Raw genomic sequence first — 25247 nt, 5'->3', positions numbered from 1 at the left:
CAAAGGAGATCAGGATATGAGCGAAGATTTCAACATGTCGATGCGGAAGTTTCTTAAACAGGTTGGCGTGACCTCGCAGCAGGCCATCGAAGAGGCGATGCGCGACAAGGGAGCGCCGGGAAAATCCTATGCCGTCAAAGCCGTTGTAACCATCGAAGAGCTGGACGTGACCCACGAGGTCACCGGCAAGATCACCAATCAGGACTGACCCCATGACCGCCAGCAGAGAGGCCGTTCTGGCAGCCCTCAAGGCTTTCGACGACCCTGTCGCAGGCGACGACATCGTGGCAAGCGGCGTGGTGCGTGCGTTGAATGTGGACGCAGGCACCGTGCGCTTTATAATGGAGATCGCGCCAAGCCACGCAGATGCCTATACGCAAATCAAGACGCAGGCAGAGGCGGCGCTGATGGCGCTTGACGGGGTGTCTCAGGTCTCTGTCGTGATGACCGGGCATACTGAAAAGGCACCGCCCGATCTGCGCCCGCAACGGCCCGCCGAACCCAAGGGACCGGAACGGATACCGGGGGTGGATCACATCATCGCCATCGCCTCTGGCAAGGGGGGCGTCGGCAAATCCACCGTGGCGGCCAATATCGCCTGCGCGCTGGCCCAGCAGGGCCGCCGCGTGGGTTTGCTGGATGCCGATGTCTACGGGCCGTCACAGCCGCGCATGCTGGGCATTTCCGGGCGTCCCGCCAGCCCGGATGGCAAGATCATCCTGCCGATGCGCAACCACGGCGTCACCATGATGTCGATCGGGCTGATGACCAACGAGGATCAGGCCGTGGTCTGGCGCGGCCCGATGCTGATGGGGGCATTGCAGCAGATGATGATGCAGGTCCAATGGGGCGCGCTGGATGTGCTGCTGGTGGACCTGCCGCCCGGCACCGGGGACGTGCAGATGACGCTGAGCCAGAAGGCAAAGGTCGACGGCGCGATCATCGTGTCCACGCCGCAGGACATCGCGCTGCTGGATGCGCGCAAGGGGATCGACATGTTCAACCAGCTAAACGTGCCCATCCTTGGCATGATCGAGAATATGAGCACACATATCTGTTCCGCCTGCGGGCATGAGGAGCATGTTTTCGGCCATGGCGGCGTTGCGACGGAATCGGCGAAGCTGGGCGTACCGCTGCTGGCCGAAGTGCCGCTGGACTTGCAAATCCGTCTCGCCGCAGATGGTGGCGCGCCCATTGCCGTCAGCCAGCCCGACGGCAAACAGGCCCGCGCGTTCCACGACATCGCCGCCGCGCTTGTGGCAAAGGGCGTGGCATGACGTCAGAGCACGACGCGCCGACATTCCCGCCGCTGATGTGGGGGGAGCCCGCGCAAGGTAACGCATTCGATCACGCCTGCATGCGCGCGACGATGGGCTGCGACGCGGGTCTGGTGGCCTATGTGCTTGGCCCCCTTCAGGTCGAGGCAGCGTTGGTTTTCGCCCCCGAAGTCCCGCTTGGCAAAGCCATGGCGATGCTGCCGCTCTGCGGTGTGGGGTTGCAGAACGCGCTTGGCGCGCTGGCCCCGCCCGAAGTCGCCGTGCATCTGGGATGGGAAGGCGGCATTCGTGTCAACGGCGCGGGCTGTGGCCGGTTTCGCGTCATGGCCTCGGATGTCGATCCGGACGCCGTGGTGGACTGGTTGGTCGTGGGCTTTGCAATCCCGCTGCTGCCGGAAGACGATGCAGGTGCCACGCCGGACCGGACCGCGCTCTATGCAGAGGGATGTGCCGATATTGCGTCGCCCGCATTGATCGAAAGCTGGTCGCGCCACACGCTCAGCTGGATCAACCGATGGGAAGCCGAAGGTCCGCAACCTCTGCATGCCGAATGGCGCGGGCTTGCATTTGGCATCGGCGAGCCCGCCGCCCCCGAGGGCCAGAGCGGCACTTTTCTGGGCATCGACGAAGATTTCGGCATGCTGCTGCGCACCGGTGCCGACACCCGCCTGATCCCACTAACGACGCTATTGGAGAGCCCGCCATGAAACTCGCCCGCGCCATCCATTTCGACGAAAGCGATCAACGCGTCTTTGCCAGCCCGGCCCGGACCGGCGAATGGTGCATCTCCGGCGGGTTCGAGTTTTCCAACTGGACCGAGGCCGACCTGTCCGGCAAAGCGCGCCAGGCCTTCGCCAACGGCTGGCTGGGGCTGGAAACCGGCGGGCGCGTGACCTTTGTCGCGGTCACGGCGGTTGAACCGTCCGAGGTCGAGACACTGACCGGCCTTCTGGCACAGCATTTCGTGACCTATTACGGTGCCCCCTCGCCCGAGGCCGCGCGGCCTGTTGCTGCCGAAGAAATCGCGCAGATGACCGACCTGTGCGAAGATCACGCGCCCAACACGCTGCTGACCGTCGCCCGCGAATTGACCGAAGCAGGCGTGCGCGAAGCATTCCGGGTGATCGAGGTTCAGGATGCCGGGCTGGACCAGTTCGCCATCCATGGCGATGTCGAAGGCTGACCAGTTTGGGGTCACATTGAAAAGCTTCTGACGGCCCCAGCGGGAGACGAAAACGGCGTCTCACCATCGCTCGTGCATCCCTTGATCAACGCACAAGCACTGTCAAACGTACCCCACATTTGCCGCATTCTGCGCGTGGTCATCCAGTTTGAGATAAGTGTTTTGATTGAACAAGACAGGATCAACGGCCCCGTTCGGCTTTGATCGGAAGCGCCCCAGCGCAGGTTTGCACCGGGTTGCCGTAACGCGTAGGCTTTGGTGGCCCGAGGAGAGTTCCCCGCATGACCTCAGTTCGCCTGCGCCTGCTTGTTCTGGCGCTTGCCCCGCTGGTTCTGTTGATGCCCTTGCTGCTTGTGATCGGCATGACACGCTGGACGGCGGATTACGACAAGCTTCTGATCGCAAATGTCGAAAGCGACTTGCGGATCGCAGAGCAATACCTCGCGCAGCTTACCGAGAGAACGGGCGACGAATTATTGGGAATCGCGGGCTCTGTCGAATTTGCACGCAAGCTGGCGGAAGGATCATCTGCACAGCACTCCTTTTTTGCACAAAAGCGCGCAGAACTTGGTTTGGATTTTCTGTCCTACTTGCCACGCGACAGCGCCCGGAACGCGGCGACCCGCTGGCCGGTCATCGCAGAGGCGCTGGCTGGCAGGGCCAAGACAAGCATCGACATTTTTGACGTCGAAACGCTGGCAGCCCTGCCCGGTGATCTTACCCGCCGCGCCCGGATCGACCTGATCGACACCGAGGCCGCCGTGCCCACCGATCGCACGGCCGAAGATCGCGGAATGGTGGTGCATTCGGCAAGCCCGGTGCAGCTGGCCGGCCAGCAAGGCGTGCTGGTGGGCGGCATCCTTCTGAACCGCAACCTGGATTTCATAGATGCGATCAACGACCTGGTCTACCTCAACGCCGTGACCGGCGGAGACAGACAAGGGACTGCGACGCTGTTTCTGGAGGACGTGCGGATCTCGACCAATGTGCGTCTGTTTGAAAACGTGCGGGCACTTGGCACCCGCGTCTCGGCCGTCGTGCGCGGCACCGTGCTGGACGAGGGGCGCACCTGGCTGGACAGCGCCTTCGTGGTAAATGACTGGTATATTTCCGGCTACATGCCCCTGACCGACAGTTTCGGGGAACGCGTCGGCATGCTTTATGTAGGCTTTCTGGAAGCCCCTTTCGCCGCAGCAAAACGCGGTGCGATTCTGTGGATGCTGGGGGCGTTTGCGGCCGTTCTGGCGATCTCCGCGCCGGTATTTCTATGGATGGCCAAGGGTATTTTCGCGCCGTTGGAACGCATGACCCAAACGATGAGCCGCGTGGGCGAGGGCGACCTGTCGGCCCGCATCGGGCAGGTAAACGCGAAGGGCGAGATCGGTGCCGTCGCGGGACATCTCGACGATCTGCTGGATCAGGTACAGGATCGGGATCGCCGCCTGCGCGCCTGGGCAGATGAACTGAACCAACGCGTCGATGATCGCACCGCGCAGCTGCGCGAGGCGAATGACAGGCTTGAGGACACCTACCGTCAGCTTGTGGTCAGCGAGAAACTGGCCTCGATCGGCGAGATCACCGCCGGTGTCGCGCATGAAATCAACAACCCGGTTGCCGTGATTCAGGGCAATGTCGATGTGATCCGCGAGACTTTGGGCGACGGCAGCGCGAAGGTGCAAACAGAGCTGAACCTGATAGATGACCAAGTCACCCGGATTGCGGTGATCGTCGGCAAGCTGCTGCATTTCGCCGGTCCCGGTGAAGGCGGTGACCAGGCCGAGGTGAATGATCTGAAACCCGTGGTGATTGACTGTCTGGTGTTGGTCAGACACGCGATTTCAAAGGGTGAGATCGCCGTCTGCACAACGTTTCATCCCGCCCCGCTGGTCTGCGTCGACGCGGGTGAAATGCAGCAGGTCATCATCAATCTGATCGTCAACGCCATACAGGCGATGAACCGACACGGGCGGCTGGAGTTGGAGCTTGGACAACAACATCGCGATGGCACCGCCGGAGCTTACCTGAGCGTCCGCGACACTGGACCGGGTGTGCCCGAAGATATCCTGCCTTCGGTATTCGACCCATTCTTCACGACAAAGCGCGGGCTGGGCACCGGCTTGGGCTTGTCCATCTCTCAAACGCTGGTGCAACGCGCGGGAGGCCGCATCAATGTGCGCAACCGATCCGCTGGCGGTGCAGAATTCACTGTTTGGCTGCCGGCGGCGGATCCAGATGAGGAAACGGTCGACGATGGACCAGACCCGCCCCGGGCGTGACCCGGGGCCTCGCGGTCGGCCAGTCCAAAGGCCCCGGGTCAAGCCCGGGGCGGGTTGCGATCACGGCGGCCATCCTGCACGCAGCAGTCATCCGAACTGCTCAACCCTCATCCAATTCATGGGGTGGGCAACGGCATGATTTGCTTGAGGTCGAATATCGCTGTCGGCTTCCGGGACATTTTACAGTTCTTCTCCTGCAACTCTGAGCCCCTGTTCGGTCAGCCGTACTTCACCGACCGGACTGAAAGCTTGCCCTTGGGGAGGAAATCCTTGTTCCGAGAAGATTCTCATTTCTCATGGCAGTGATGGACAGCGCCACCCGACGGCCATATGTCTGTGCACATGGAATGGGATGACGAACTCGACGCCAGCGGATTGCTTTGCCCGCTGCCCGTGCTGAAAGCACGCAAACGTCTGCAAGGCATGGCGCGGGGGCAGGTCTTGAAGATACTCGCCACCGATCCGGCTGCGGTCGTGGATGTTCCGCATTTCTGTGCAGAATCAGGGCATGAGTTGATCGGCATGGACGAGGGAAGCGAACCACAGGTTTACCTGATCCGCCGCGTCTGAACGTTCAGACCAATCCAAGGCTCGCATATGGCAGGTATCTGACCGCTGTGCCGGGCGTGACCTGCATCGCCTCGTCGGGCAGTTCCACCAATCCGTCCGCCCAGGAAAGCCCGCTGATCCGGCCCGATCCTTCAGAGGCAAAGACCTCGGCCGCGCCGTCCTTGTTCAGCCGGGCCCGCAGGTATTCCCGGCGGCCCGGTTTCTTGAACTTCGTGAAAGCCGCCGGAACGGTGAAGCCTTGCGGCACCAGCCACTCGGCCCCCGCCATCAGCGAAAACGCGGGCCGGGCGAAAATCAGTGCGCAGACCAGCGCCGCCACCGGGTTGCCCGGCAAACCGAATACCGGCGTGCCGCCCCAGAGCGCCAGCGCCAACGGCCGCCCCGGTTTCAGTGCGATGCGCCAGCTGGACAGCGCCCCACGCGCACGCAGCAGGGCCGAGACGTGATCCTCATCCCCTGCCGACGCGCCGCCCGAGGTCAGGATCACGTCGGCCCGCGCCGCCCCATCATTCAGCCGGGCTGCTATCTTTTCGGGGTCGTCGTTTGCATGACCAAGATCGACGGCCTGATACCCCCAATTCTGCGCCAGTGTCAGCAGCATCGGACGGTTGGCATCCCAAATCTGATGCGGCAAGGCAGGCAGGTCGGGCGCGGCGATGATCTCATCACCCGTGGACAGCACCCCGACGCGCAGCGGCCTGAAGGTTTGCACCTCGGCCACGCCAAGCGCCGACAGCAGCGCCAGATCCGGCGCGCGCAAACGATGGCTTGCGGGCAGCGCAAGCGCGCCTTGGGCCACGTCTTCGCCCGCTTTGCGCGTATTGGCGCGCGGCTTCACCGGCCCGTCAAAGACGACCGCCGCACCATCGCTGGCAGTGTCTTCTTCCAGCACCACCGTATCGACGCCATCGGGCAGGACCGCGCCCGTCAGGATGCGGATGGCGGCACCTTGCGGCACTGTCCCGTCAAACGGCTGGCCAGCGGCGGCGCGCCCCTCGACCAGCGGCAGGCGCTGTGGCCCGTCCCCTGTCGCGGCGTGGGCAAAACCGTAGCCATCAACGGCAGAGTTCGGCCGGGGCGGATTGGATCGCCGGGCCAGGCAGTCGGCAGCAAGGACACGCCCGGCGGCCTGTGTCGTTGGGCAGGTTTCCTGCATCGTTATCGGCCTCAACGCCGCGCGCAACCGGTCCAACGCGTCATCCACCGGCACCCAATCCACCCCCTGCGGCATGGCAAAGCAATCATCCCGCAAACGCGGAGGCTCTTGCGTGGCAGGCACAGCCTGACGCAACGCCATCTGATGTCCTGCGCCCAGAATCCAGCCTTCCTCAGCAAGCAGGCCCGCGTCTTGAGGCGGGTCCATGAGGGACGCCAGATCCCCCTGCGCAGACAGCGCGTAAAGCGCCTGTGCGAGCAGCCGAACCTGCGCTTCATCCATTACCATGTCGGGATTGGCAACACACAGCGCCTTGCATTCGGCCGACAGCATCGAAGGGTAGACCTCTGCAACCGTTACGGCCGCATCGGCCGGATCGAACGGCCAGACCGCCAGTTGCCCGGCACACCGCGCCCGCAGGCGATGGACCATTGCCATGCCCATCAAGCCTTGCGCGCCGACCGCCCCGGCACCTGACAGTTGCCAGACGGATTTTGGCCGCGCGCCCGGCCCGGTAGCCGCCGTTTCTGCCCTGCGCGCGGCGGCCAGCCCGTCAGGCAGGGCGGGCTTCATGCGTGGCAAATCAGGTATGTCGGCCTTGCGCGCGTTGCCCCAAAAGGGCCCCAGTCCCGGAAAAGCTGCGTTGGCCTCGGCGGCGACATGCGGCGTGTTATGCGCATTGTCAGGCCCGTCCAGCACACGGGCCGCCAGCCATGCCCAGACCGCTTGTGCCTGCGCTTCGCCAGTCAGGTGCTGTGCAAAGCCAACGGGATAGCCCAGATTGAAATCCACGCCAAGCAGCAGCCGCTCACCCGCGGCCACTGTGTCTACGATCAGAGAAACCAGCCGCTCTTCGGCCTGCGCGCGCGTTGGCAGGTTTTCGGCTGTGACACCCGTGTTATCCGCAATGCCCAGCCAGATCGAATCCTTGCCCAGCCGGGGTTTGCCGGCCGTGGACCAATCAAGAATTGCGACACGATCCACCTTCACAGCCCGACCTCGCGCAGGATGAAATCCGCAATCGCTGCGGTGTCGTTCAGATCAATGCAGGGCAATGACAAATCGGGATGCGGAACATCCGACGCCACCGCGCGTATGGTGTCATTCCGACCCGCCAGCGGCGGCTTGCCGTTTTGTGCGCGGAAGGCTTCGATCTTGGGATGCGGCTCACGCTTGTAGCCCTCGATCAACACAAGATCGACCGGAGACAGCCGCGTCATCAGGTCGGCAAGCGAAGGTTCTGGCATGTCGCGCAACTCGTGCATCAAGGCCCAGCGATGTGGCGAAGCCAACAGCACCTCGCGCGCGCCAGCCGCGCGGTGACGAAAACTGTCACGGCCCGGTTGGTCCACATCCGTATCGTGATGCGCGTGTTTCACCGTCGAGACGGTCAGTCCACGCCCCGAGATTTCGGCGACCAGACGCTCCATCAGCCCGGTCTTTCCGGCATTCTTCCAGCCGGTGACGCCATACACCTTCATACCAGCGCCTGCGCGCGGGCCAGATCCTCTGGCGTGTTGACGTTGAAAAACGGATCAAGCCCGTCCGAAGGGTACAGCGCCTCGCGGCCGTTATGCCGATCGGTCCACAGAACGACCTTCTTCAGCCCATCCTGCAACGCGGCGCGCAGATCATCGCGCAACGCAACGGGCCACAGACCAAAAGTCGGATGCCGGATCAGGCCCGAGCGCGATTTTGACTTGGTCTGCGCATCGCCCTTTGTTGCGGCCAGTACCAGCGGATGCGCCTGCCCTTCGGAGGCCAGCAAAAGCTGCGGCACCAGATCACAGGGGAAAAACGGCGTATCCGCGGCGACGGAAATCAAGGCATCAGCCCCTTGCTCTGCTGCCCAGTCCAACCCCGCAAGCACCCCGGCCAATGGGCCAAGAAACCCCTGAAGGCTGTCAGGCACAACCGGCAGGCCGAAATCCGCAAAGCGCGCGGGGTCGCCATTCGCGTTCAAGGCCAGCCCGGCCACCTGCGGTGCCAGCCGGTCGATGACATGCGACAACAAAGGCGCACCGCCAAGTTCCAGAAGCGCCTTGTCGCCACCGCCCATACGGGTCGCCTGCCCGCCCGCCAGAATGATCCCGTAAGGTTGTTTCATGTGGCTGACTTGCGCCGCGAGCGGGCGCTTTCCTCTGGCACGCTGGCAGGGTCGACATCGCGCACCAGCCGATCCTCGCCGCTGAGGCAGACAAACCGCTGCCCGCGCATTCGGCCGATCAGGGTCAGGCCGACCTGCTGCGCAATCTCCACCCCCCATGCGGTGAAACCCGACCGAGAGGCCAGCGCAGGAATGCCCATCAGCGCGGTCTTGATGACCATTTCAGATGTCAGCCGCCCGGTCGTATAGAGGATCTTGTCGCCCGCTGGCACGTCATGGCGGAACATGAACCCGGCGATCTTGTCGACAGCGTTGTGCCGACCGACATCCTCCATATAGACCAGCGGGCGATCCTGCTGACACAGCACCGTGCCATGAATCGCACCCGCCTCAAGGTATAGCGACGGCGTGGTATTGATCTGTCGCGCCAGCGCATAAAGCCAGCTTGTCCGGATCCGGGCGGCGGGCAGGGTCAGCCCCTCCAGCCCCTCCATCATGTCACCGAAAACGGTGCCGACCGCGCAACCGCTGGTGCGGGTCTTTTTCTGGAGTTTCTCTTCATAGGTCGTCTCGCGCGCGGTGCGCACCACCACGGTCTCGATCTCTTCATCGTAATCGACGCCAGTGACCACATCGTCGGCGCGCAACATGCCCTGATTGCGCAGAAACCCCAGCGCCAGATATTCCGGGTGATCGCCGATGGTCATTGCCGTCACGATCTCTTGCCGGTTGAGATACATGGTCAGGGGGCGTTCTTCGACCACGGCAATTTCCGTGGCCGCGCCGGTATGGTCCACCCCGGTGATCCGGCGCGTCAGTCGCGGGTCGCCGGGATTGGGCAGCACGGGATAATCAGGCGGCTGTATCATGCGGTCACTTTCCTGTTCGGCGGGCATCATGTATGCGGGTCGGCAGAGTTGCAAGGGACGTAACATGCTGGGCTATGTAGTGGCTGAGGGGCGCGGAGCGGCGGATCGGTTGATCCGGGATGTCGCCGTGCGGCTGCGGGACAAAGGGCTGCGCCTGACAGGGGCGGTGCAGGTCAATCCAGAGAGCAAACCGGCGCATAAATGCCACATGGACCTGCATATCCTTTCAGGAACAGACGTGGTGCGGATCAGTCAGGATCTTGGCACATTCTCGCAAGGCTGCCGACTGGATCCCGACGGGCTGGAGCGGGCTGTCGGCCTGGTCACCGCAGGGCTTGACGATGGCGCGGACCTGTTGGTGGTGAACAAATTCGGCAAGCAGGAAATGGACGGGCGCGGCTTTCGTCCGGTGATCGCCGAGGCGCTTTCGCGCGATATACCGGTGCTGGTTGCGGTCAATCCCGGATCGCTTGACGCGTTCCTGACCTATGCCGAGGATCTGGCAGAGCCGCTGGAACCGAATGTCACGGCGGTCGCTGACTGGTGCCTGGGGCAAAGAGCCTCGGACTGCGTTTGAAAGATCTGGCCTGTTCCGGCCGTTTTGCGCAGTGTTTCAGACCGCGAAGATATCGTTGATATGGTCGCGCAGATAGATCCGCAGCCACGGGGTATACCGCTCTGGCCTGCGGGTGGTGTCCGCGACCAATGCGTCAAGATCGATCCACGCGACCTCTGCCACCTCTGCCGGATTCGGAACACATACAGTGTCCTCCGATGCCTCGGCGGTGAATATCTCGACGACCTCATCCTCGGTCAGGCCGCCGCCCACATCGGCGCGATAATGCACCTGCCCGCGATGGCGCATTGGCAGGCCCTCGATGCCCAGTTCCTGCTGCAACCGTCGCGGCGCGCAATCCTCTGCCGCCTCGTCCCAGTAAGGATGCGTGCAGCAGGCATTCGCCCAAAGCCCCGGCGTATGGTATTTCGTCAGCGCGCGTCGTTGGATCAGCGTCTGCGATCCACGCATCACGAAAACCGACACCGCCTTGTGGCGCAGTCCACGGCGATGCACCTCCAGCTTTTCGACAGGGCACAGCGTGCCGTCCACCCATGCGGGGATCATCATTTCCATTTGGCTGCCGCTTTCCTTGTCCGACGTCCCTCGCGGGGCCGCACTGCTGTTCCGGTCCGACGAATTAGCACGACATGGCAAACCGGGTCCATATGCCTTGCCGACAGTGCTCACCACACCTCCGCTCGGAACACCATGTCGTGAAGCCGCTGGATTGCACGGCTCCGATCATGCCAATGTGCGGCATTGTCCGGTCCGGCACGGCAAGACCCGCCGTTTCGACAAGACATGATAGCACAGGTCGCCCAATGCTGGGCATAACGAGAAAAGGAACCGCACGTCTGAGACGCCTTGCAATGACATCCACAGGGCTTTGCGCCTTGCCGTCGGTTGGACGCGAACCGGCCATGCGCCGGACTGCAAGCCGTTGCACACACGCGTCGGCCGTTTTGGGCATCATGGCCAGCTTTGATGCCCCGGCGTTGCGTTGCGCCGACCGTGCAGGGCCGCCGCGCAAGGTGGGCTGCGAATGATCGACGCAGCCCTGTTGCCGTTGCAAAGACGTCTTCTTGAACCGCTGGCCAAGGCCATTGCCGCCCGCGGCATCAGTGCCGACCATCTGACACTGGCGGGTTTCGGGATCGGTCTTCTGGCGATACCCGCGCTGGCCTTCGGATCTTATGGCGTGGCTTTGACGCTGATCGCGCTCAACCGGCTGTTCGACGGGTTGGACGGTGCCGTTGCGCGCCTGACAAGCCCGACCGATCGCGGTGCCTTCCTTGATATCGCGCTGGATTTTGCCTTCTACGCATTGGTGCCGCTGGGCTTTGCGCTGGCCGATCCGACGCAGAACGCCTTGCCCGCCGCCGTGTTGATCGCAGCCTTTGTTGGCACCGGGTCGTCCTTTCTGGCCTTTGCCGTCATCGCAGGCCAACGCGGGCTGCGGCCCGATTCCTATCCCTCCAAAGGCATCTATTACCTTGGCGGGCTGACCGAAGGGGCCGAAACCATCGGTCTGTTTGTCGCCATGTGCCTGTTTCCGGACCTGTTCCCTGTGTTGGCATTGATCTTCGCTGCGGCCTGCGCGATCACGACCCTGACACGCTGGTGGCAGGGGTGGCAGGCTTTTGCCCAACCGCCCGTATGACGCAGGGCACTTTTTGACATAGACGACCACGATAAAGGACTTTGCATATGCGCCCATCCCTGACAGCGGCCCTTGTCGCTGCCCTGTTCGCCACCCCGGTTCTGGCCGATAGCTGGCAAGACACGCTGGACGCGGCCCGTGGCCAGACCGTCTATTGGAACGCCTGGGGCGGGGATGAGCGGACCAACGCCTTTATCGCCTGGGTGGGCGAGCAGACATCGGCGCGTCATGGCGTCTCTGTCCGGCAGGTCAAGCTGACCGATACGGCAGAGGCCGTCACCCGCGTGATCTCGGAAAAGGCGGCCGGGCAGGATCAGGGCGGATCGGTCGACATGATCTGGATAAACGGGCCGAATTTTCTGGCAATGAAGGAACAAGGCTTGCTGCACGGGCCTTTCGTGGCCGACCTGCCGAATGCGCAATATCTCGACCTGTCGCCCACCTCGGCCAATTCGGTCGACTTCACCACGTCCGTCGATGGCATGGAAAGCCCGTGGCGGCTGGCGAAATTCGTGTTCAACTATGACAGTGCGCGGGTGGATGCGCCGCCCGCCAGCATGGCGGCATTTGTCGACTGGGCGGCGGACAATCCCGGCCGGTTCACCCATCCCGATCCGTCGAACTTCATGGGCGGCACGTTTCTCAAACAGGCGCTGATCGAGTTGACGCCCGACGCCTCGGTGCTGCAACAGCCCGCGACGGATGGCAATTACGACGCGGCCACCGCGCCGCTTTGGCAGTGGTATGACGCGCTGCGCCCCAACCTTTGGCGCAAGGGTAAGGCGTTTCCGGAAAATCAATCCGTTCAGCAACAGTTGATGAATGACGGCGAAATCGACATGGCGATGTCCTTTGATCCCGCCTCGACCGCCGGTGCCATTGCCGAAGGGTTGCTGCCCGAAAGCGCCCGCGTTTTCGTGCCCGAAGGCGGCACCATCGGCAATGTCAGCTTTGTCGCCATCCCCTATAATGCGGCCAACCGCGAAGGTGCGATGGTCGTCGCCAACTTCCTGCTGGACCCCGCAACGCAGGCGCATATGCAGAATATCGAGGTTCTCGGCTCTTACGCCGTCCTCGACCCGGCCAAGCTCAGCGCCGATGCACGGGCCGCGTTTGACGCCCTGCCGACGGCGCCTGCCCTACCCGATCTGGCATCGCTGGGGCCAACCCTTCTGGAACCCCATGCCAGTTGGATGGAGCGTCTGACCGCCGACTGGGCAAAGCGCTACACAAGGTGACCGCACGCGATGGCAGAGGGCTGCGCATCGCCGTTCTGGCGGTGCTTGCACTCGGCCTTCTGGGGCCGATCGCGGCGGGGCTGGGACAAACGGCCCGTGCCGCCTTTGGCGTGATGCCGGAGCTTGGCGCGGTTGATCCGGGTCTGGGACCGTGGCGCGAATTATCGTCCATTCCGGGGCTGTGGACCTCGGTGAAACTGACGTTGTGGACCGGCCTGGCGGCAACTTTGCTGTCACTGATGCTGGCGGTGGGCTTCTGCGCCGTCGCGCATGAACGCATGTCCAATTCTGCCGCCGCGCGCTGGCTGACGCCGTTTCTGGCAGCTCCCCATGCCGCCATGGCCATCGGGCTGGCCTTCGTGCTGGCGCCCTCTGGCTGGATCGCGCGCCTGCTGGCACCGCTGATGGGATGGGGCAATCCGCCGGATCTGGCCATCGTGAACGACCCTTGGGGCATCGCGCTGATCCTTGGCCTGATGGTCAAGGAGGTGCCGTTTCTGCTGCTTGTCATGCTGTCGGCGCTGACCCAGATCCCTTTGCGGCAGAACATGGCGGCGGGGCGGATGCTGGGCTACGGGCGCGGGCTGGTCTGGATGAAGATCATTGCGCCGCAGGTCTGGCCCCTCATTCGCCTGCCGGTGATGGTCGTGTTGGCCTATGCGCTGTCGACCGTTGATATGGGTCTGATCCTCGGGCCATCCAACCCGCCGGTGCTGGCGGTGCTGCTGACGCGGCTGTTTTCCGATCCGGACATCGCGCGCATCCTGCCCGCCTCTGCCGGGGCGCTGATGCAGGGGCTGCTGGTCGCGGCGGCGTTTGCCTTGCTGTGGCTGGCCGAGCTTGCCACGCGCAGGCTGGGCCTGTGGTGGGTGCGCGGTGGCGGGCGCGGCAGCTCTGCGGAACCGCTGCTGAGGGCGGCCACGGCGCTGGTCATGGCGCTGTTCGCAATCGGGACGCTGGCGATGCTGTCGCTGGTGATCTGGTCGCTGGCCTGGCGCTGGCCCTGGCCTGCCGCCCTGCCACAAAGCTGGTCGCTGAAGGCCTGGGGCAGCCCCGGTGCTGGCTGGGCGCATGCGCTTGGCAATACGCTGCTTCTGGCCGGTGCGACGACCGCTATTTCGCTGACCCTCGCCATCGCCTGGCTGGAGGGCGAGGACCGCGCCCGGCGTGGCCGAGCGGCCTGGGCCGAGGCGCTGATCTACCTGCCGCTTCTGGTCCCGCAGATTGCCTTTCTCTACGGGCTGAACATCCTGTTTCTGCGACTGGGAATCAGCGGCGGCCACGTCGCGGTTATCTGGGCGCAGGCGCTGTTCGTCTTTCCCTATGTGATGATCACCCTGTCCGATCCGTGGCGCGCGTTGGATCCGCGCCTGACCCGCGCCGCCGCATCGCTTGGGGCGGGGCCGTGGCGACGCCTGTTCGCGGTGAAGCTGCCGGTGCTGGCGATGCCGATCCTGACAGCCGCCGCCATCGGCACTGCCGTGTCCGTCGCGCAATACCTGCCGACACTGTTCATGGGTGCAGGCCGGGTGGCCACCCTGACGACAGAGGCCGTCACCTTGTCCTCGGGGTCCGACCGGCGCGTGACGGGCGTCTATGCCAGCCTGCAAGCCGGGTTGCCGCTGGCCGCCTATGCCGCCGCCTTTCTGATCCCCGCGCTGGTGCACCGCGATCGAACCGTCCTGAAAGGAGCTTCGGCATGAGCCTGTGTCTGACCGACCTGACGGTGCGCCTGAAAAAAACGCCGCCGCTTTTCCCGGCGCTGACCCTGTGTATCGAACCGGGCGAGGTTGCCACGGTGATGGGGCCCTCCGGGGTGGGCAAATCGACGTTGCTGGACGCGGTGGCGGGGCTGCTATCACCCACGTTCATCCTGTCGGGACAGATCACCTTGAACGGCGTCGACATCAGCCCCCTGCCCGCCGAGGCGCGGCGCATCGGATTGATGTTTCAGGATGCGGTGCTGTTTCCGCATCTCAGCGTCGGGGACAATCTGGCCTTTGGCTTGTCGCGGACTGTCAAAGGGCGGCGGGTGCGGCGTGACACTGTCCAGGAGGCGCTGACTGACGCGGGCCTGCCTGGCATGTATGACCGTGATCCCGCCAGCCTGTCAGGCGGCCAAAAATCCCGAGCGGCCCTGATGCGCACCCTTCTTGCAGACCCTGCGGCCTTGCTGCTGGACGAGCCGTTCTCGAAGCTGGACGCAGGACTGCGCGACGAGATGCGCGGTTTTACCTTCACCCATATCCGCAAGCGCGAGATCCCGACGCTGATGGTCACCCATGACCCGGAAGATGCCGAAGCCACAAATGGCCCGATCATCACGCTGAGCAAGGCCGAAACGTCCCGCTGATCCGCTGCGGACCAACCCCGGCCCTTCAGTGTTTAGATGTGGCCTCGGCCAGTTCCGGCACCAGAATCGCGGCATCAATTCCGCGTTTCTCAGCGCTGGCGCGCACGGCATCCTGCAAGGCCTTGCTGCGTTTCAAAAGCCGCCGAAACCGGGTTTCGTCCAGCGCAAGGATGGTCGAGGGTGCCATGACCCGAACCTCGACGCGGCGCGGCCGCTGCATCAGAACCGCCATCTGCCCAAACATCTCGCCCCGCCCCAGACGCCAGGTCTGGCCGGCGCTTTCCAGCTCCACCGCGCCGGACGAAATGAAAAACACGCTTTTGGCCGGGCTGTCCTTGGTCACGACAATATCGCCCGCATTGACGTAATGGGTCCGAAGCGCCCGTCCCAACCGTTTCAGCGCGGCCTTGTCCAGATCCTCGAACAGCGGGAATTGCTGCACCAGTTCCGACCGTTGAAGCGCGATATCAAGCCGGGGTCGTTCTTCCGCCTTGGCCCGGCGCGCGGCAACATCCTGCATCAACGAGGTGTAAACCTCTGCCCCGATCAGGGCGTCCTCACGCATCAAGGTATATTCGCGCTCCTCCAGACGCAGCGCGGTGCGGCGGATGAAGCGACGCTCCAGTTCTTCGGCATAGCCGGGATATTGCAGCCTAAGGCCCTCCAGGGCGGCCTCGACGTTTTCAATCCGGCGGCCGAGCAGCTCGTGCAGCAGCTCCGCGACCCGGCGACCATGGATGCGGCGGATGCGCCCGTCGATAAAGCCGCCCAGATCGCGCAGGATCAGCCTTTGTGACAGCAGCAGTTCGAACCGGTCGGCGGTCAGCGCGGCAAGCGGCCCCGACAGCCAGAACCGATTGTGCAAAAGCACGGTCGCGCGGAACATGCGGCCATAGGTCAAGGTTCGATTGGCGGCGCGGCGATACCCGCTGCGCCCGCCGGTTCGCGCCCCTTCGATCACCCGGTCGGCATGGGACAGCACCTGTTCGCTCATCCGGGCCGAGATCGTGCGTTCGCGCATGCTTTCAAGGATCGTGTCACGCTCTGCGCCCGCCAGCGCAATCAGGCCCAGCGTGATGCGGTCCCGATCCAGAATTTCACCGCTTTCTTCCGCCGATTTCACCGCATCGTCGAGCCTTTCGCCAAATATTTTGGCCTCGGACCGGATGATGTCATGCGTCAGCTCGTAGTTTTCGGTGGTGCGGGACACATCTTCGCGAACGGTCTGCAAGGCAACGGCAACGACCTGCCGGGACAGGGCCTGATCCAGAGGCGACAGCCGGTCAAGACCCAGCCAACGGATCACCATGCGCAGCGTCGTCCCCTGCACCAACAACGTGAACAGGGTAAAACCGGTGGCAAGGATCGCCACGACGCGTTTGACCTCGCCGGGCACACGAAAGCTTTCGGTGACAGCGAGTGCCAGCGCCAGGGTCACGGCCCCGCGCAAGCCGCCCCAAAGGATCGCGGCGCGGTAGGGGCGCTCGACATTCGGTGATATGCGCAGCGCGGTCAGCAACGGCATAAGCGCGAAAATGATTGCCGCGCGCGCCGCGATCGCCGCCAGGATCACCACGCCCAAAAGCGCGAAATCCGACACGCGGACCTCTTCCAGCATGCGCGGGATCAACAGCGCCGCGAGGATAAAGATCAAGGCCCCGGCCCAATGCGCCAGAAGATCCCAGACTTCGCGCAGGTTGACCCAGGATTCGGGCGGCAGCCGACCGGGGCCGGTCAGGTTCAGCGTCAACCCAGCCGCGACCACGGCAATCACGCCAGATGCGCCAACGCTTTGTTCTGCCCCGATATAGGCCAGATAGGGCAACGCGACAGAGATCGAGATCTGCGCCAGTTCATAGCGCGCGAACATGGACATGACCCATATCGCGATTTGTGCTGCCACCCAGCCGGTCAGCGCCCCTCCAAAGATCAGCATCGGGAATTGCCCCAATGCCGCAGTCAAGGTCGGATTTGGCACGCCCAGCATGACAAACCCCATGAACAGGCCGAACAGCGCAATGGCCGCGGCATCGTTCAGCAGGCTTTCGCCCTCGATGATACGGGCCAGCCGACGTGGCGCCGAGATTGACCGGAAGATGCTGACCACCGCCGAGGGGTCTGTGGTTGACACGATCGCACCGATCAACAGGCACGCCACCAGCGGGATAGAGCTGACCCAGGCCAGCGCATACCCCACCGACAGGGTTGCCACGACCACGGCCACCACGGCGAGAACAAGGATCGGTACCCAGTCATCCAGCATCCGGCGCAGGTTCATGCCCAGCGTGGCCTGAAACAGCAGGGTCGGCAGGAACACATAAAGGAACACATTGGACCGGATCGGCAGGTTCAAGATCGCCGCGGATACCGGGTTCAGCGCGTCAATTATATCCGTACGAAGAAAAAAGATCGCGCCCGCACCGATCATCATGCCCAGCACGGCGAGGATCACGGTATAAGGCAGGCGCAAACGCGCTGCCAACGGCTCTGCCACCCCGATAATGATAAATAACGACGCGATGATCGTGGTGACGATGACGATATCCATGTGGCCGGATAAACTACCTTTCGGATGAATTAAGACGAAACAGGCGCGCGTTAAATTGCGAAATCACGGAGGCTTGCGCAAGCATACTACAAGCGTTTTGTGCTGAAACCGTCACCCGTCACAAGAAATTTTGTCCGCCAGTCCGGGTATATTTCGCTCACCAATGGCGCAAGCGCCAGCCCCGGACCGCCCAGGCAGGGCGTCCGGGCGCTTGCAGCGTCCGGACCATGGATGCGTGCAAGCGGTCAGAAAAACGCCTGAATACCGGTTTGCGCACGGCCAAGGATCAGCGCGTGAACGTCATGCGTGCCCTCGTAGGTGTTCACCGTTTCAAGGTTCTGGGCGTGGCGCATCACCTGATATTCGATCTGGATACCGTTGCCGCCATGCATGTCGCGGGCCATGCGCGCGATGTCCAGCGCCTTGCCGCAATTGTTGCGCTTGACGATCGAGATCATCTCGGGTGCGTGGCGGCCTTCTTCCATCAGCCGCCCGACGCGTAGCGAGGCTTGCAGGCCAAGACTGATCTCGGTCTGCATATCGGCCAGCTTTTTCTGGTAAAGCTGTGTCGCGGCCAGCGGGCGCTTGAACTGCTTGCGGTCCAGCCCATATTGCAGCGACCGGTGCCAGCAATCCTCGGCCGCGCCCATCACGCCCCAGCTGATGCCATAGCGCGCCCGGTTGAGACAGCCGAACGGCCCGCTCATGCCTTGGGTGTTTGGCAGGATCGCATCCTCGGGCACCTCGACACTGTCCATGACGATCTCGCCGGTGACAGAGGCGCGCAGCGACAGCTTGCCGCCGATCTTGGGCGCGCTCAACCCCTTCATACCCTTGTCCAGCACAAAGCCGCGCACCTTTCCGTCATGCGCGTCGGATTTCGCCCAGACCACAAAAACATCCGCCATTGGCGCGTTCGAGATCCACATCTTGGACCCGTTCAGCACATAGCCGCCGTCGGTTTTCTTGGCGCGCGTCTTCATTCCGCCGGGGTCCGACCCGGCATCGGGTTCCGTCAATCCGAAACAGCCGATCCATTCGCCAGAGGCCAGCTTTGGCAGATATTTGCGGCGCTGCTCTTCGCTGCCATAGGCATGGATCGGATACATCACCAGCGACGATTGCACCGACATCATCGAGCGGTAGCCGGAATCCACCCGCTCGATTTCCCGCGCAACGACACCGTAGCTGACATAGCCCGCGCCCAAACCGCCATATTCCTCCGGCACGGTAATGCCCAAAAGACCCGCAGCACCCATATCGCGGAAGATGTCGGGATCGGCGATTTCATTCAGGTACGCATCCGTCACGCGCGGTGCCAGCTTGTCAGCGGCGAAGGCGGCGGCGGCCTCGCGGATCATCCGCTCGTCCTCGGTCAGTTGATCGTCAAGCAGGAACGGATCCGCCCAGACAAAGGACTGGCCATCCGCCTTCTTCGCGCCTGCTGGCATCTGATTTGCGTCGTCGGGCATCTGGGCCCCTCCCCAATTTGTCTGCTGTGCTGTCTATCAACCCAAAGTCGTCGAGTCTCACTATTTCATCATCCTTTGCACCGGCGGTCCAGCGGGCCGGCAACTCTGCACTGGCGGGGCCTCGAAATAAGCGACGGCCATGACCTTGGCGTGCAGCGAAGGTGGATGGCCTTGTCGAGATCTTCTAATGACACGCGGATTGCGCAAAGCCCTTGCAGACTCGGGGCGAGGGGCGTATATGGCCCTCAACAGCGGCGCGTTCGGGTCCTGATCCGAAAGCACCACCGGGATTTCCGAACGGGCCGCGCGCCCGTTTTTTTGTGTCTGGAACGCCGATACGCATGTCTGATCTGATCGCCAAAGCCGCCATGGACAAACGCCTGGCCGAAATCGTGACCCCTGTCATCGAGGACATGGGATTCGAGCTGGTGCGCATCCGTCTGATGGGCGGCAACACGCCTACATTGCAAATCATGGCCGAACGTCCCGCGGGCGGCATCGAAGTCAACGAATGTGCGGATATTTCCACCGCGGTCAGCGCAATACTGGATGTAGAGGATCCGATCCTTGATGGCTACACGCTGGAAATTTCCAGTCCCGGCATCGACCGGCCGCTGACACGGATCAAGGATTTCGACACATATGAGGGCTACGAAGCCAAGATCGAGACCACCGAGCTGATCGACGGCCGCCGCCGCTTCAAGGGCGAATTGGCAGGCGTCGAGGGATCGGAAGTGCTGATCAATATCGCCGAGGGTACTGTGGGGCTGCAATTCGACTGGTTGTCGGATGCAAAGCTGGTGCTGACCGATGATCTGATCAAGGAAATGCTGAAGGCCCGCAAGGCAACGGCCGTGAACGAAGACGAGTTTGACACTATCGAGGCGGAAACGCCCGAAGAGGAGACATAATAGATGGCAATCACCTCTGCCAACCAGCTTGAGCTTTTGCAAACCGCCGAAGCGGTCGCACGCGAAAAGATGATTGATCCCGGTCTGGTCGTCGAGGCGATGGAAGAATCCCTCGCCCGTGCCGCCAAGAGCCGCTACGGTGCCGAAATGGACATCCGCGTCCATATCGACCGCAAGACCGGGCGTGCGCAATTCACCCGCGTCCGCACCGTGGTCGAGGAAGAAGAGCTGGAAAACTATCAGGCAGAGATGACTGTCGATCAGGCCAAGCAATACATGGCAGATCCCGCAATCGGCGACACCTTTGTCGAGGAAGTCCCGCCGGTGGAAATGGGCCGGATCGCCGCGCAATCGGCCAAGCAGGTGATCCTGCAAAAGGTCCGCGAAGCAGAGCGTGACCGTCAATACGAAGAATTCAAGGACCGCGCAGGCACGATCATCAACGGTCAGGTCAAGCGTGAGGAATACGGCAACGTCATCGTCGATGTGGGTCGTGGCGAAGCAATCCTGCGCCGCAATGAAAAGATCGGCCGCGAAAGCTATCGCCCGAACGACCGCATCCGCTGCTACATCAAGGATGTGCGCCGCGAAGTCCGTGGACCGCAGATCTTCCTGTCGCGCACCGATCCGCAATTCATGGCGGAACTGTTCAAGATGGAAGTGCCGGAAATCTACGACGGCATCATCGAGATCAAGGCCGTGGCCCGCGATCCGGGATCGCGCGCCAAGATCGCCGTCATCAGCTATGACGGTTCCATCGATCCTGTCGGTGCCTGCGTTGGTATGCGCGGCAGCCGTGTGCAGGCCGTCGTCAACGAGCTTCAGGGCGAAAAGATCGACATCATCCCCTGGAACGAAGATATTCCCACCTTCCTTGTGAACGCGCTGCAACCGGCAGAGGTGTCCAAGGTGGTGTTCGACGAAGATGCAGAGCGCATCGAGGTCGTGGTGCCTGACGAACAACTGTCGCTGGCCATTGGCCGTCGCGGTCAGAACGTGCGCCTTGCCAGCCAGCTGACCGGTCTTGATATCGACATCATGACCGAGGAAGAGGAATCCGCGCGCCGCCAGAAAGAGTTCGAGGAACGCACAAAGCTGTTCATGGACGCGCTCGATCTGGATGAGTTCTTTGCGCAACTGTTGGTCGCCGAAGGCTTCACAAACCTCGAAGAGGTGGCCTATGTCGATCAGGACGAACTGCTGGTCATCGACGGGGTCGATGCCGACACCGCGCTGGAACTTCAGACCCGCGCCCGTGAAAACCTCGAAGCGCAGGCCCGCAAGGCGCTGGAAACAGCACGCGAACTGGGTGCCGAGGACAGCCTTATTGACTTTGAGGGCCTCACACCCCAAATGGTAGAGGCATTGGCGAAGGACGGCGTGAAGACGCTGGAGGACTTTGCAACCTGCGCCGATTGGGAACTGGCAGGCGGCTGGACCACCGACAATGGCGAACGCGTCAAGGATGACGGCATTCTGGAACCCTTCGATATGTCGCTGGAAGAGGCGCAGACCCTCGTGATGACAGCCCGTGTTCTGCTTGGTTGGGTCGATCCGTCGGAATTGGACCCGAAAGTCGATGAGGACGAAGCTGCCGGTGACGACGCCGAGGATGACACGGACGCTACAGAGGAAACTGGCGCTTAAGGCGCCGGGAACTGGGGCCGGGCATGACTCGCGGCGGACGCCAAAAGGACCATGACGATGGTCCGGAACGTAAATGTATCGTCACGGGCGAAGCACAGCCCGCGTCGGGGCTGATACGTTTCGTCATCGGGCCGGACAATCAGGTCGTCCCCGACATTCTGGGGCGGCTTCCCGGTCGGGGGATCTATGTGTCCGCGGACAAGGCGGCGATTGAAAAGGCCGCGGCCAAGGGATTGTTTTCCCGCGCCGCAAAGCAACCGGTGCAGGTGCCCGAAGGGTTGGCCGAACTGGTCGACAAATTACTGGCGCGTCGGGTGGTGGATCTGATCAGCCTCGCGCGAAAGTCCGGAGACGCAGTCACCGGGTATGAAAAGGTGAAGGACTGGCTGTCAAAAGAAGAGGCCGAAGTCCTTATTCAGGCCAGCGACGGGTCCGAGCGCGGAAAGTCCAAGCTCAGCACGCCGCACTATGGCAATTTTATCGGTTGGCTCACCTCTGAAGAGTTGGGCTTGGCCTTTGGGCGACAAACTGTGATACATGGCGCGCTTGGCGCTGGTGGACTCACCAAACGTGTTGTAGAGGAAGCCCAACGACTGAAGGGCATGCGCATCGGCGCATCCGATGCAGATCGCGGCGGCAGGGGCCGTCGGAAAGGATAAGAGAACTTCATGAGCGATAGCGACGGTAAAAAGACTTTGGGTTTGCGCGGTGGTCCCCGGTCCGGGAATGTGAAGCAGAGCTTCAGCCATGGGCGGACCAAGAACGTCGTGGTTGAGACCAAGCGCAAGCGCGTTGTGGTCCCCAAGCCCGGTGCGTCCAAGCCCGCGGGCGGCGGTGCCACGTCAGGCAATAAGGGCCCACGCCCCGCCGGGATTTCCGATGCGGAAATGGAACGCCGCCTGAAGGCCGTTCAGGCCGCACGGGCGCGCGAGGTTGAAGAGGCCGCGAAGCGCGAGGCTGATGAAAAGGCCCGCGCCGAAGAGCGCGAACGTATGCGTGCCGAAAAAGAACAGAAAGAGCGCGAACAGCGCGAGGCCGAGGAAAGGGCCCGCCAGAAGGCGGAGGACGAAGAACGTCGCGCCCGCGACGCCGCCGCAGCCGCCTCCAAGGCCGCCGAGGAACCCGCCGCGCCGAAGGCCGACGCTGGCGCACGCACACCGCGGCCCGCAGGTGGCCCGGCAGCCCCCTCGCCCGCTCGCAAGAAAGGTCGCGACGACGATGACCGCTCCAACCGCAACAAGAATCGCGACGATGGCCGCCGTTCCGGCAAACTGACGCTGAACCAGGCCCTGTCGGGCGAAGGCGGACGCCAGAAATCCATGGCCGCGATGAAGCGCAAGCAGGAACGTGCCCGCCAGAAGGCAATGGGCGGTCCGGTCGTGCGCGAAAAGATCGTGCGTAATGTCAATCTGCCCGAGGCAATCTCGGTCGGCGAATTGGCCAACCGCATGGCCGAACGGACGGCCGATGTGGTCAAGGCGCTGATGCAGAACGGCATCATGGCGACCCAGAACCAAAGCATTGATGCCGATACCGCGGAACTGATCATCGAAGAATTTGGCCACAAGGTAACCCGCGTGTCCGATTCCGATGTCGAGCAGGTCATCGAACAGGTCGACGACAAGCCCGAAGACCTCAAGCCGCGTCCCCCGGTCATCACGATCATGGGCCATGTCGACCACGGCAAGACCTCTCTGCTGGACGCAATCCGTGACGCCAAGGTTGTCGCGGGCGAGGCTGGCGGTATCACGCAGCATATCGGTGCCTACCAGGTGACGACGGATAGCGGCACTGTGCTCAGCTTCCTCGACACGCCGGGCCACGCCGCCTTTACATCCATGCGGTCGCGTGGTGCGCAGGTCACGGATATTGTGGTTCTAGTGGTAGCCGCCGATGACGCGGTCATGCCGCAGACCATCGAGGCGATCGCCCATGCCAAGGCGGCAAACGTGCCGATGATCGTTGCGATCAACAAGATCGATAAGCCTGCCGCAGATCCGAACAAGGTCCGGACGGACCTGCTTCAGCATGAGGTCGTCGTCGAGAAGATGTCCGGTGACGTGCAGGACGTCGAGGTTTCGGCCAAGACCGGCAAGGGTCTGGACGAATTGCTGGAGGCTATCGCGCTTCAGTCCGAGATCCTCGACATCAAGGCCAATCCGGATCGCGCCGCCCAAGGTGCCGTGATCGAGGCCCAGCTGGATGTGGGTCGCGGCCCGGTTGCGACCGTCCTCATTCAGAACGGCACATTGCGCCAGGGCGATATCTTCGTCGTGGGCGAGCAATACGGCAAGGTTCGCGCGCTGATCAACGACAAGGGTGAACGCGTTACCGAAGCCGGCCCTTCGGTTCCGGTCGAGGTTCTTGGCCTCAACGGCACACCCGAGGCAGGCGACGTGCTGAACGTCACCTCGACCGAGGCGCAGGCCCGCGAAATCGCCGAGTACCGTGCCAGTGCCGCGAAAGAAAAGCGCGCCGCAGCCGGTGCCGCGACGACGCTGGAACAGCTGATGGCCAAGGCCAAGGACGACGAGAATGTCAGCGAGCTGCCGATTCTGCTCAAGGCTGACGTGCAAGGCTCTGCCGAAGCGATTTTCCAGGCGATGGAAAAAATCGGCAATGACGAGGTGCGCGTGCGCGTGCTGCACTACGGTGTCGGCGCGATTACCGAAACCGATGTCGGCCTGGCCGAAGCATCCGGGGCCCCGATCATGGGCTTCAACGTGCGTGCCAATGCCACTGCTCGCAACACCGCCAACCAGAAGGGTGTGGAGATCCGCTACTATTCGGTGATCTACGATCTTGTGGATGACGTGAAAGCGGCGGCCTCTGGCCTGCTGTCCAACGAGATCCGCGAACGCTTTATCGGCTACGCCAAGATCAAGGAAGTCTTCAAGGTTACCGGCGTCGGCAAAGTTGCAGGCTGTCTGGTCACCGAAGGCATCGCCCGCCGCTCTGCCGGTGTGCGCCTGCTGCGCGACGACGTGGTGATCCACGAAGGCACGCTGAAGACGCTCAAGCGCTTCAAGGACGAAGTCGCCGAAGTGATTTCCGGTCAGGAATGCGGCATGGCCTTTGAAAATTACGACGACATTCGTCCTGATGATGTCATCGAGATTTTCGAACGCGAAGAAGTCGAGCGCAAGCTGGACTGACGTCGGACAGGATAAGCAATTGGAAAAGGGGAGGCAGATGCCTCCCCTTTTTGTATAAGCCATGTCATCTGTCAGCCGAGTGGTGCCGACAATCGGGCCGCGTATTATACAGGAATTCCTGTGAACACCTGATCGCCGACCCGCACAGCGATGCGCCCGTCAGGCAATGTGTTTTCGACTGTGCCCTGTACCGAGACGCAGCTTCCAACGACAATCGTTCTTAACATGTCAGTTCCTTCCCGATTTCAACGACATATAGAAAGTAC

General features: G+C 62.7%; 22 protein-coding genes. 15 read left to right on the top strand and 7 right to left on the bottom strand.

From position 1 onward, the window contains the following. Positions 1-16 precede the first annotated feature (16 nt). From DMZ65_RS07140 to DMZ65_RS07115, 6 genes are all read left to right on the top strand, one after another. Positions 17-208: a DUF6494 family protein gene (locus tag DMZ65_RS07140; RefSeq protein ID WP_084351345.1), complete on the top strand. Its 192-nt coding sequence runs from the start codon at positions 17-19 to the stop codon at positions 206-208. Between the two features lie 4 nt (positions 209-212). After that, positions 213-1277, top strand: a complete 1065-nt coding sequence (locus DMZ65_RS07135) for an Mrp/NBP35 family ATP-binding protein (protein ID WP_116598228.1) — start codon at positions 213-215, stop codon at positions 1275-1277. Further along, on the top strand, positions 1274-1984 hold the full coding sequence (locus tag DMZ65_RS07130) for a biotin/lipoate--protein ligase family protein (RefSeq protein ID WP_116598227.1): 711 nt from the start codon (positions 1274-1276) through the stop codon (positions 1982-1984). The genes DMZ65_RS07135 and DMZ65_RS07130 overlap by 4 nt, the downstream gene beginning before the upstream one ends. Next, positions 1981-2460: a DUF6505 family protein gene (locus DMZ65_RS07125; protein ID WP_116598226.1), complete on the top strand. Its 480-nt coding sequence runs from the start codon at positions 1981-1983 to the stop codon at positions 2458-2460. Before DMZ65_RS07130 ends, DMZ65_RS07125 begins: the two co-directional genes overlap by 4 nt. A gap of 281 nt (positions 2461-2741) precedes the next feature. Beyond that, positions 2742-4736 (top strand): sensor histidine kinase, encoded by a 1995-nt coding sequence (locus DMZ65_RS07120; protein WP_116598225.1) that lies wholly within the window; start codon positions 2742-2744, stop codon positions 4734-4736. A gap of 342 nt (positions 4737-5078) precedes the next feature. Continuing rightward, positions 5079-5306 (top strand): sulfurtransferase TusA family protein, encoded by a 228-nt coding sequence (locus DMZ65_RS07115; protein ID WP_116598413.1) that lies wholly within the window; start codon positions 5079-5081, stop codon positions 5304-5306. Between the two features lie 4 nt (positions 5307-5310). Here DMZ65_RS07115 and DMZ65_RS19660 read toward each other — a convergent pair whose 3' ends face one another. Genes DMZ65_RS19660 through DMZ65_RS07095 form a run of 4 tightly spaced genes read right to left on the bottom strand, consistent with a single transcriptional unit; the run spans position 5311 to position 9438 of the window. Beyond that, positions 5311-7452: a molybdopterin-binding protein gene (locus DMZ65_RS19660; RefSeq protein ID WP_198662643.1), complete on the bottom strand. Its 2142-nt coding sequence runs from the start codon at positions 7450-7452 to the stop codon at positions 5311-5313. Continuing rightward, positions 7449-7943, bottom strand: coding sequence for a molybdopterin-guanine dinucleotide biosynthesis protein B (gene mobB / locus DMZ65_RS07105; RefSeq protein ID WP_116598224.1), 495 nt, complete (start codon positions 7941-7943; stop codon positions 7449-7451). Before mobB ends, DMZ65_RS19660 begins: the two co-directional genes overlap by 4 nt. After that, on the bottom strand, positions 7940-8569 hold the full coding sequence (mobA, locus tag DMZ65_RS07100) for a molybdenum cofactor guanylyltransferase MobA (protein WP_116598223.1): 630 nt from the start codon (positions 8567-8569) through the stop codon (positions 7940-7942). Before mobA ends, mobB begins: the two co-directional genes overlap by 4 nt. After that, a complete protein-coding gene (locus tag DMZ65_RS07095; protein WP_232824920.1) occupies positions 8566-9438 on the bottom strand; it encodes a formate dehydrogenase accessory sulfurtransferase FdhD in 873 nt (290 codons plus the stop codon). Before DMZ65_RS07095 ends, mobA begins: the two co-directional genes overlap by 4 nt. A gap of 64 nt (positions 9439-9502) precedes the next feature. On the opposite strand from DMZ65_RS07095, the gene DMZ65_RS07090 reads away from it, so the two are divergent. After that, entirely contained in the window at positions 9503-10015 is a 513-nt protein-coding gene (locus DMZ65_RS07090; protein WP_116598222.1) for a DUF2478 domain-containing protein, read from the top strand. 36 nt (positions 10016-10051) lie between these two features. Here DMZ65_RS07090 and idi read toward each other — a convergent pair whose 3' ends face one another. Then, positions 10052-10570: an isopentenyl-diphosphate delta-isomerase gene (idi, locus tag DMZ65_RS07085; RefSeq protein ID WP_116598221.1), complete on the bottom strand. Its 519-nt coding sequence runs from the start codon at positions 10568-10570 to the stop codon at positions 10052-10054. A 469-nt stretch (positions 10571-11039) separates the two neighbouring features. Between idi and DMZ65_RS07080 the strand changes: the two genes are divergently transcribed. From DMZ65_RS07080 to DMZ65_RS07065, 4 genes are read left to right on the top strand one after another with little or no spacing between them, the layout of a single operon-like run. Further along, complete coding sequence (locus DMZ65_RS07080) at positions 11040-11657, top strand: CDP-alcohol phosphatidyltransferase family protein (RefSeq protein WP_116598220.1); 618 nt, start codon at positions 11040-11042, stop codon at positions 11655-11657. A 47-nt stretch (positions 11658-11704) separates the two neighbouring features. Next, positions 11705-12895, top strand: coding sequence for an ABC transporter substrate-binding protein (locus tag DMZ65_RS07075; protein ID WP_116598219.1), 1191 nt, complete (start codon positions 11705-11707; stop codon positions 12893-12895). After that, complete coding sequence (locus DMZ65_RS07070; RefSeq protein ID WP_232824919.1) at positions 12892-14598, top strand: ABC transporter permease; 1707 nt, start codon at positions 12892-12894, stop codon at positions 14596-14598. Before DMZ65_RS07075 ends, DMZ65_RS07070 begins: the two co-directional genes overlap by 4 nt. Then, positions 14595-15248, top strand: a complete 654-nt coding sequence (locus DMZ65_RS07065; RefSeq protein ID WP_116598218.1) for an ATP-binding cassette domain-containing protein — start codon at positions 14595-14597, stop codon at positions 15246-15248. The genes DMZ65_RS07070 and DMZ65_RS07065 overlap by 4 nt, the downstream gene beginning before the upstream one ends. Before the next feature lie 25 nt (positions 15249-15273). Here DMZ65_RS07065 and DMZ65_RS07060 read toward each other — a convergent pair whose 3' ends face one another. Together DMZ65_RS07060 and DMZ65_RS07055 are read right to left on the bottom strand one after the other, a co-directional pair. Next, positions 15274-17796, bottom strand: coding sequence for a cation:proton antiporter (locus DMZ65_RS07060; protein ID WP_116598217.1), 2523 nt, complete (start codon positions 17794-17796; stop codon positions 15274-15276). Between the two features lie 245 nt (positions 17797-18041). Next, positions 18042-19268, bottom strand: coding sequence for an acyl-CoA dehydrogenase (locus DMZ65_RS07055; RefSeq protein WP_232824918.1), 1227 nt, complete (start codon positions 19266-19268; stop codon positions 18042-18044). A 341-nt stretch (positions 19269-19609) separates the two neighbouring features. On the opposite strand from DMZ65_RS07055, the gene rimP reads away from it, so the two are divergent. The 4 genes from rimP to infB are packed head-to-tail and all read left to right on the top strand — an operon-like array spanning position 19610 to position 24981. Further along, the gene (rimP, locus tag DMZ65_RS07050; protein WP_116598216.1) at positions 19610-20179 is read left to right on the top strand and encodes a ribosome maturation factor RimP; all 570 of its coding nucleotides are present in this window, start codon (positions 19610-19612) and stop codon (positions 20177-20179) included. 3 nt (positions 20180-20182) lie between these two features. Then, a complete protein-coding gene (nusA, locus tag DMZ65_RS07045; RefSeq protein ID WP_116598215.1) occupies positions 20183-21826 on the top strand; it encodes a transcription termination factor NusA in 1644 nt (547 codons plus the stop codon). A gap of 23 nt (positions 21827-21849) precedes the next feature. After that, the gene (locus tag DMZ65_RS07040) at positions 21850-22485 is read left to right on the top strand and encodes an RNA-binding protein (RefSeq protein ID WP_116598214.1); all 636 of its coding nucleotides are present in this window, start codon (positions 21850-21852) and stop codon (positions 22483-22485) included. 9 nt (positions 22486-22494) lie between these two features. Next, positions 22495-24981 carry a translation initiation factor IF-2 gene (gene infB, locus DMZ65_RS07035; RefSeq protein WP_116598213.1) on the top strand — a complete coding sequence of 829 codons (2487 nt, stop codon included), beginning with the start codon at positions 22495-22497 and terminating at the stop codon, positions 24979-24981. Positions 24982-25247 lie beyond the last annotated feature (266 nt).

Source organism: Primorskyibacter marinus, from assembly GCF_003313245.1.
GTDB lineage: Bacteria > Pseudomonadota > Alphaproteobacteria > Rhodobacterales > Rhodobacteraceae > Primorskyibacter > Primorskyibacter marinus.
Note: the sequence above shows the minus strand (reverse complement) of the source record. Positions and strands in the feature narration are given on the sequence as shown.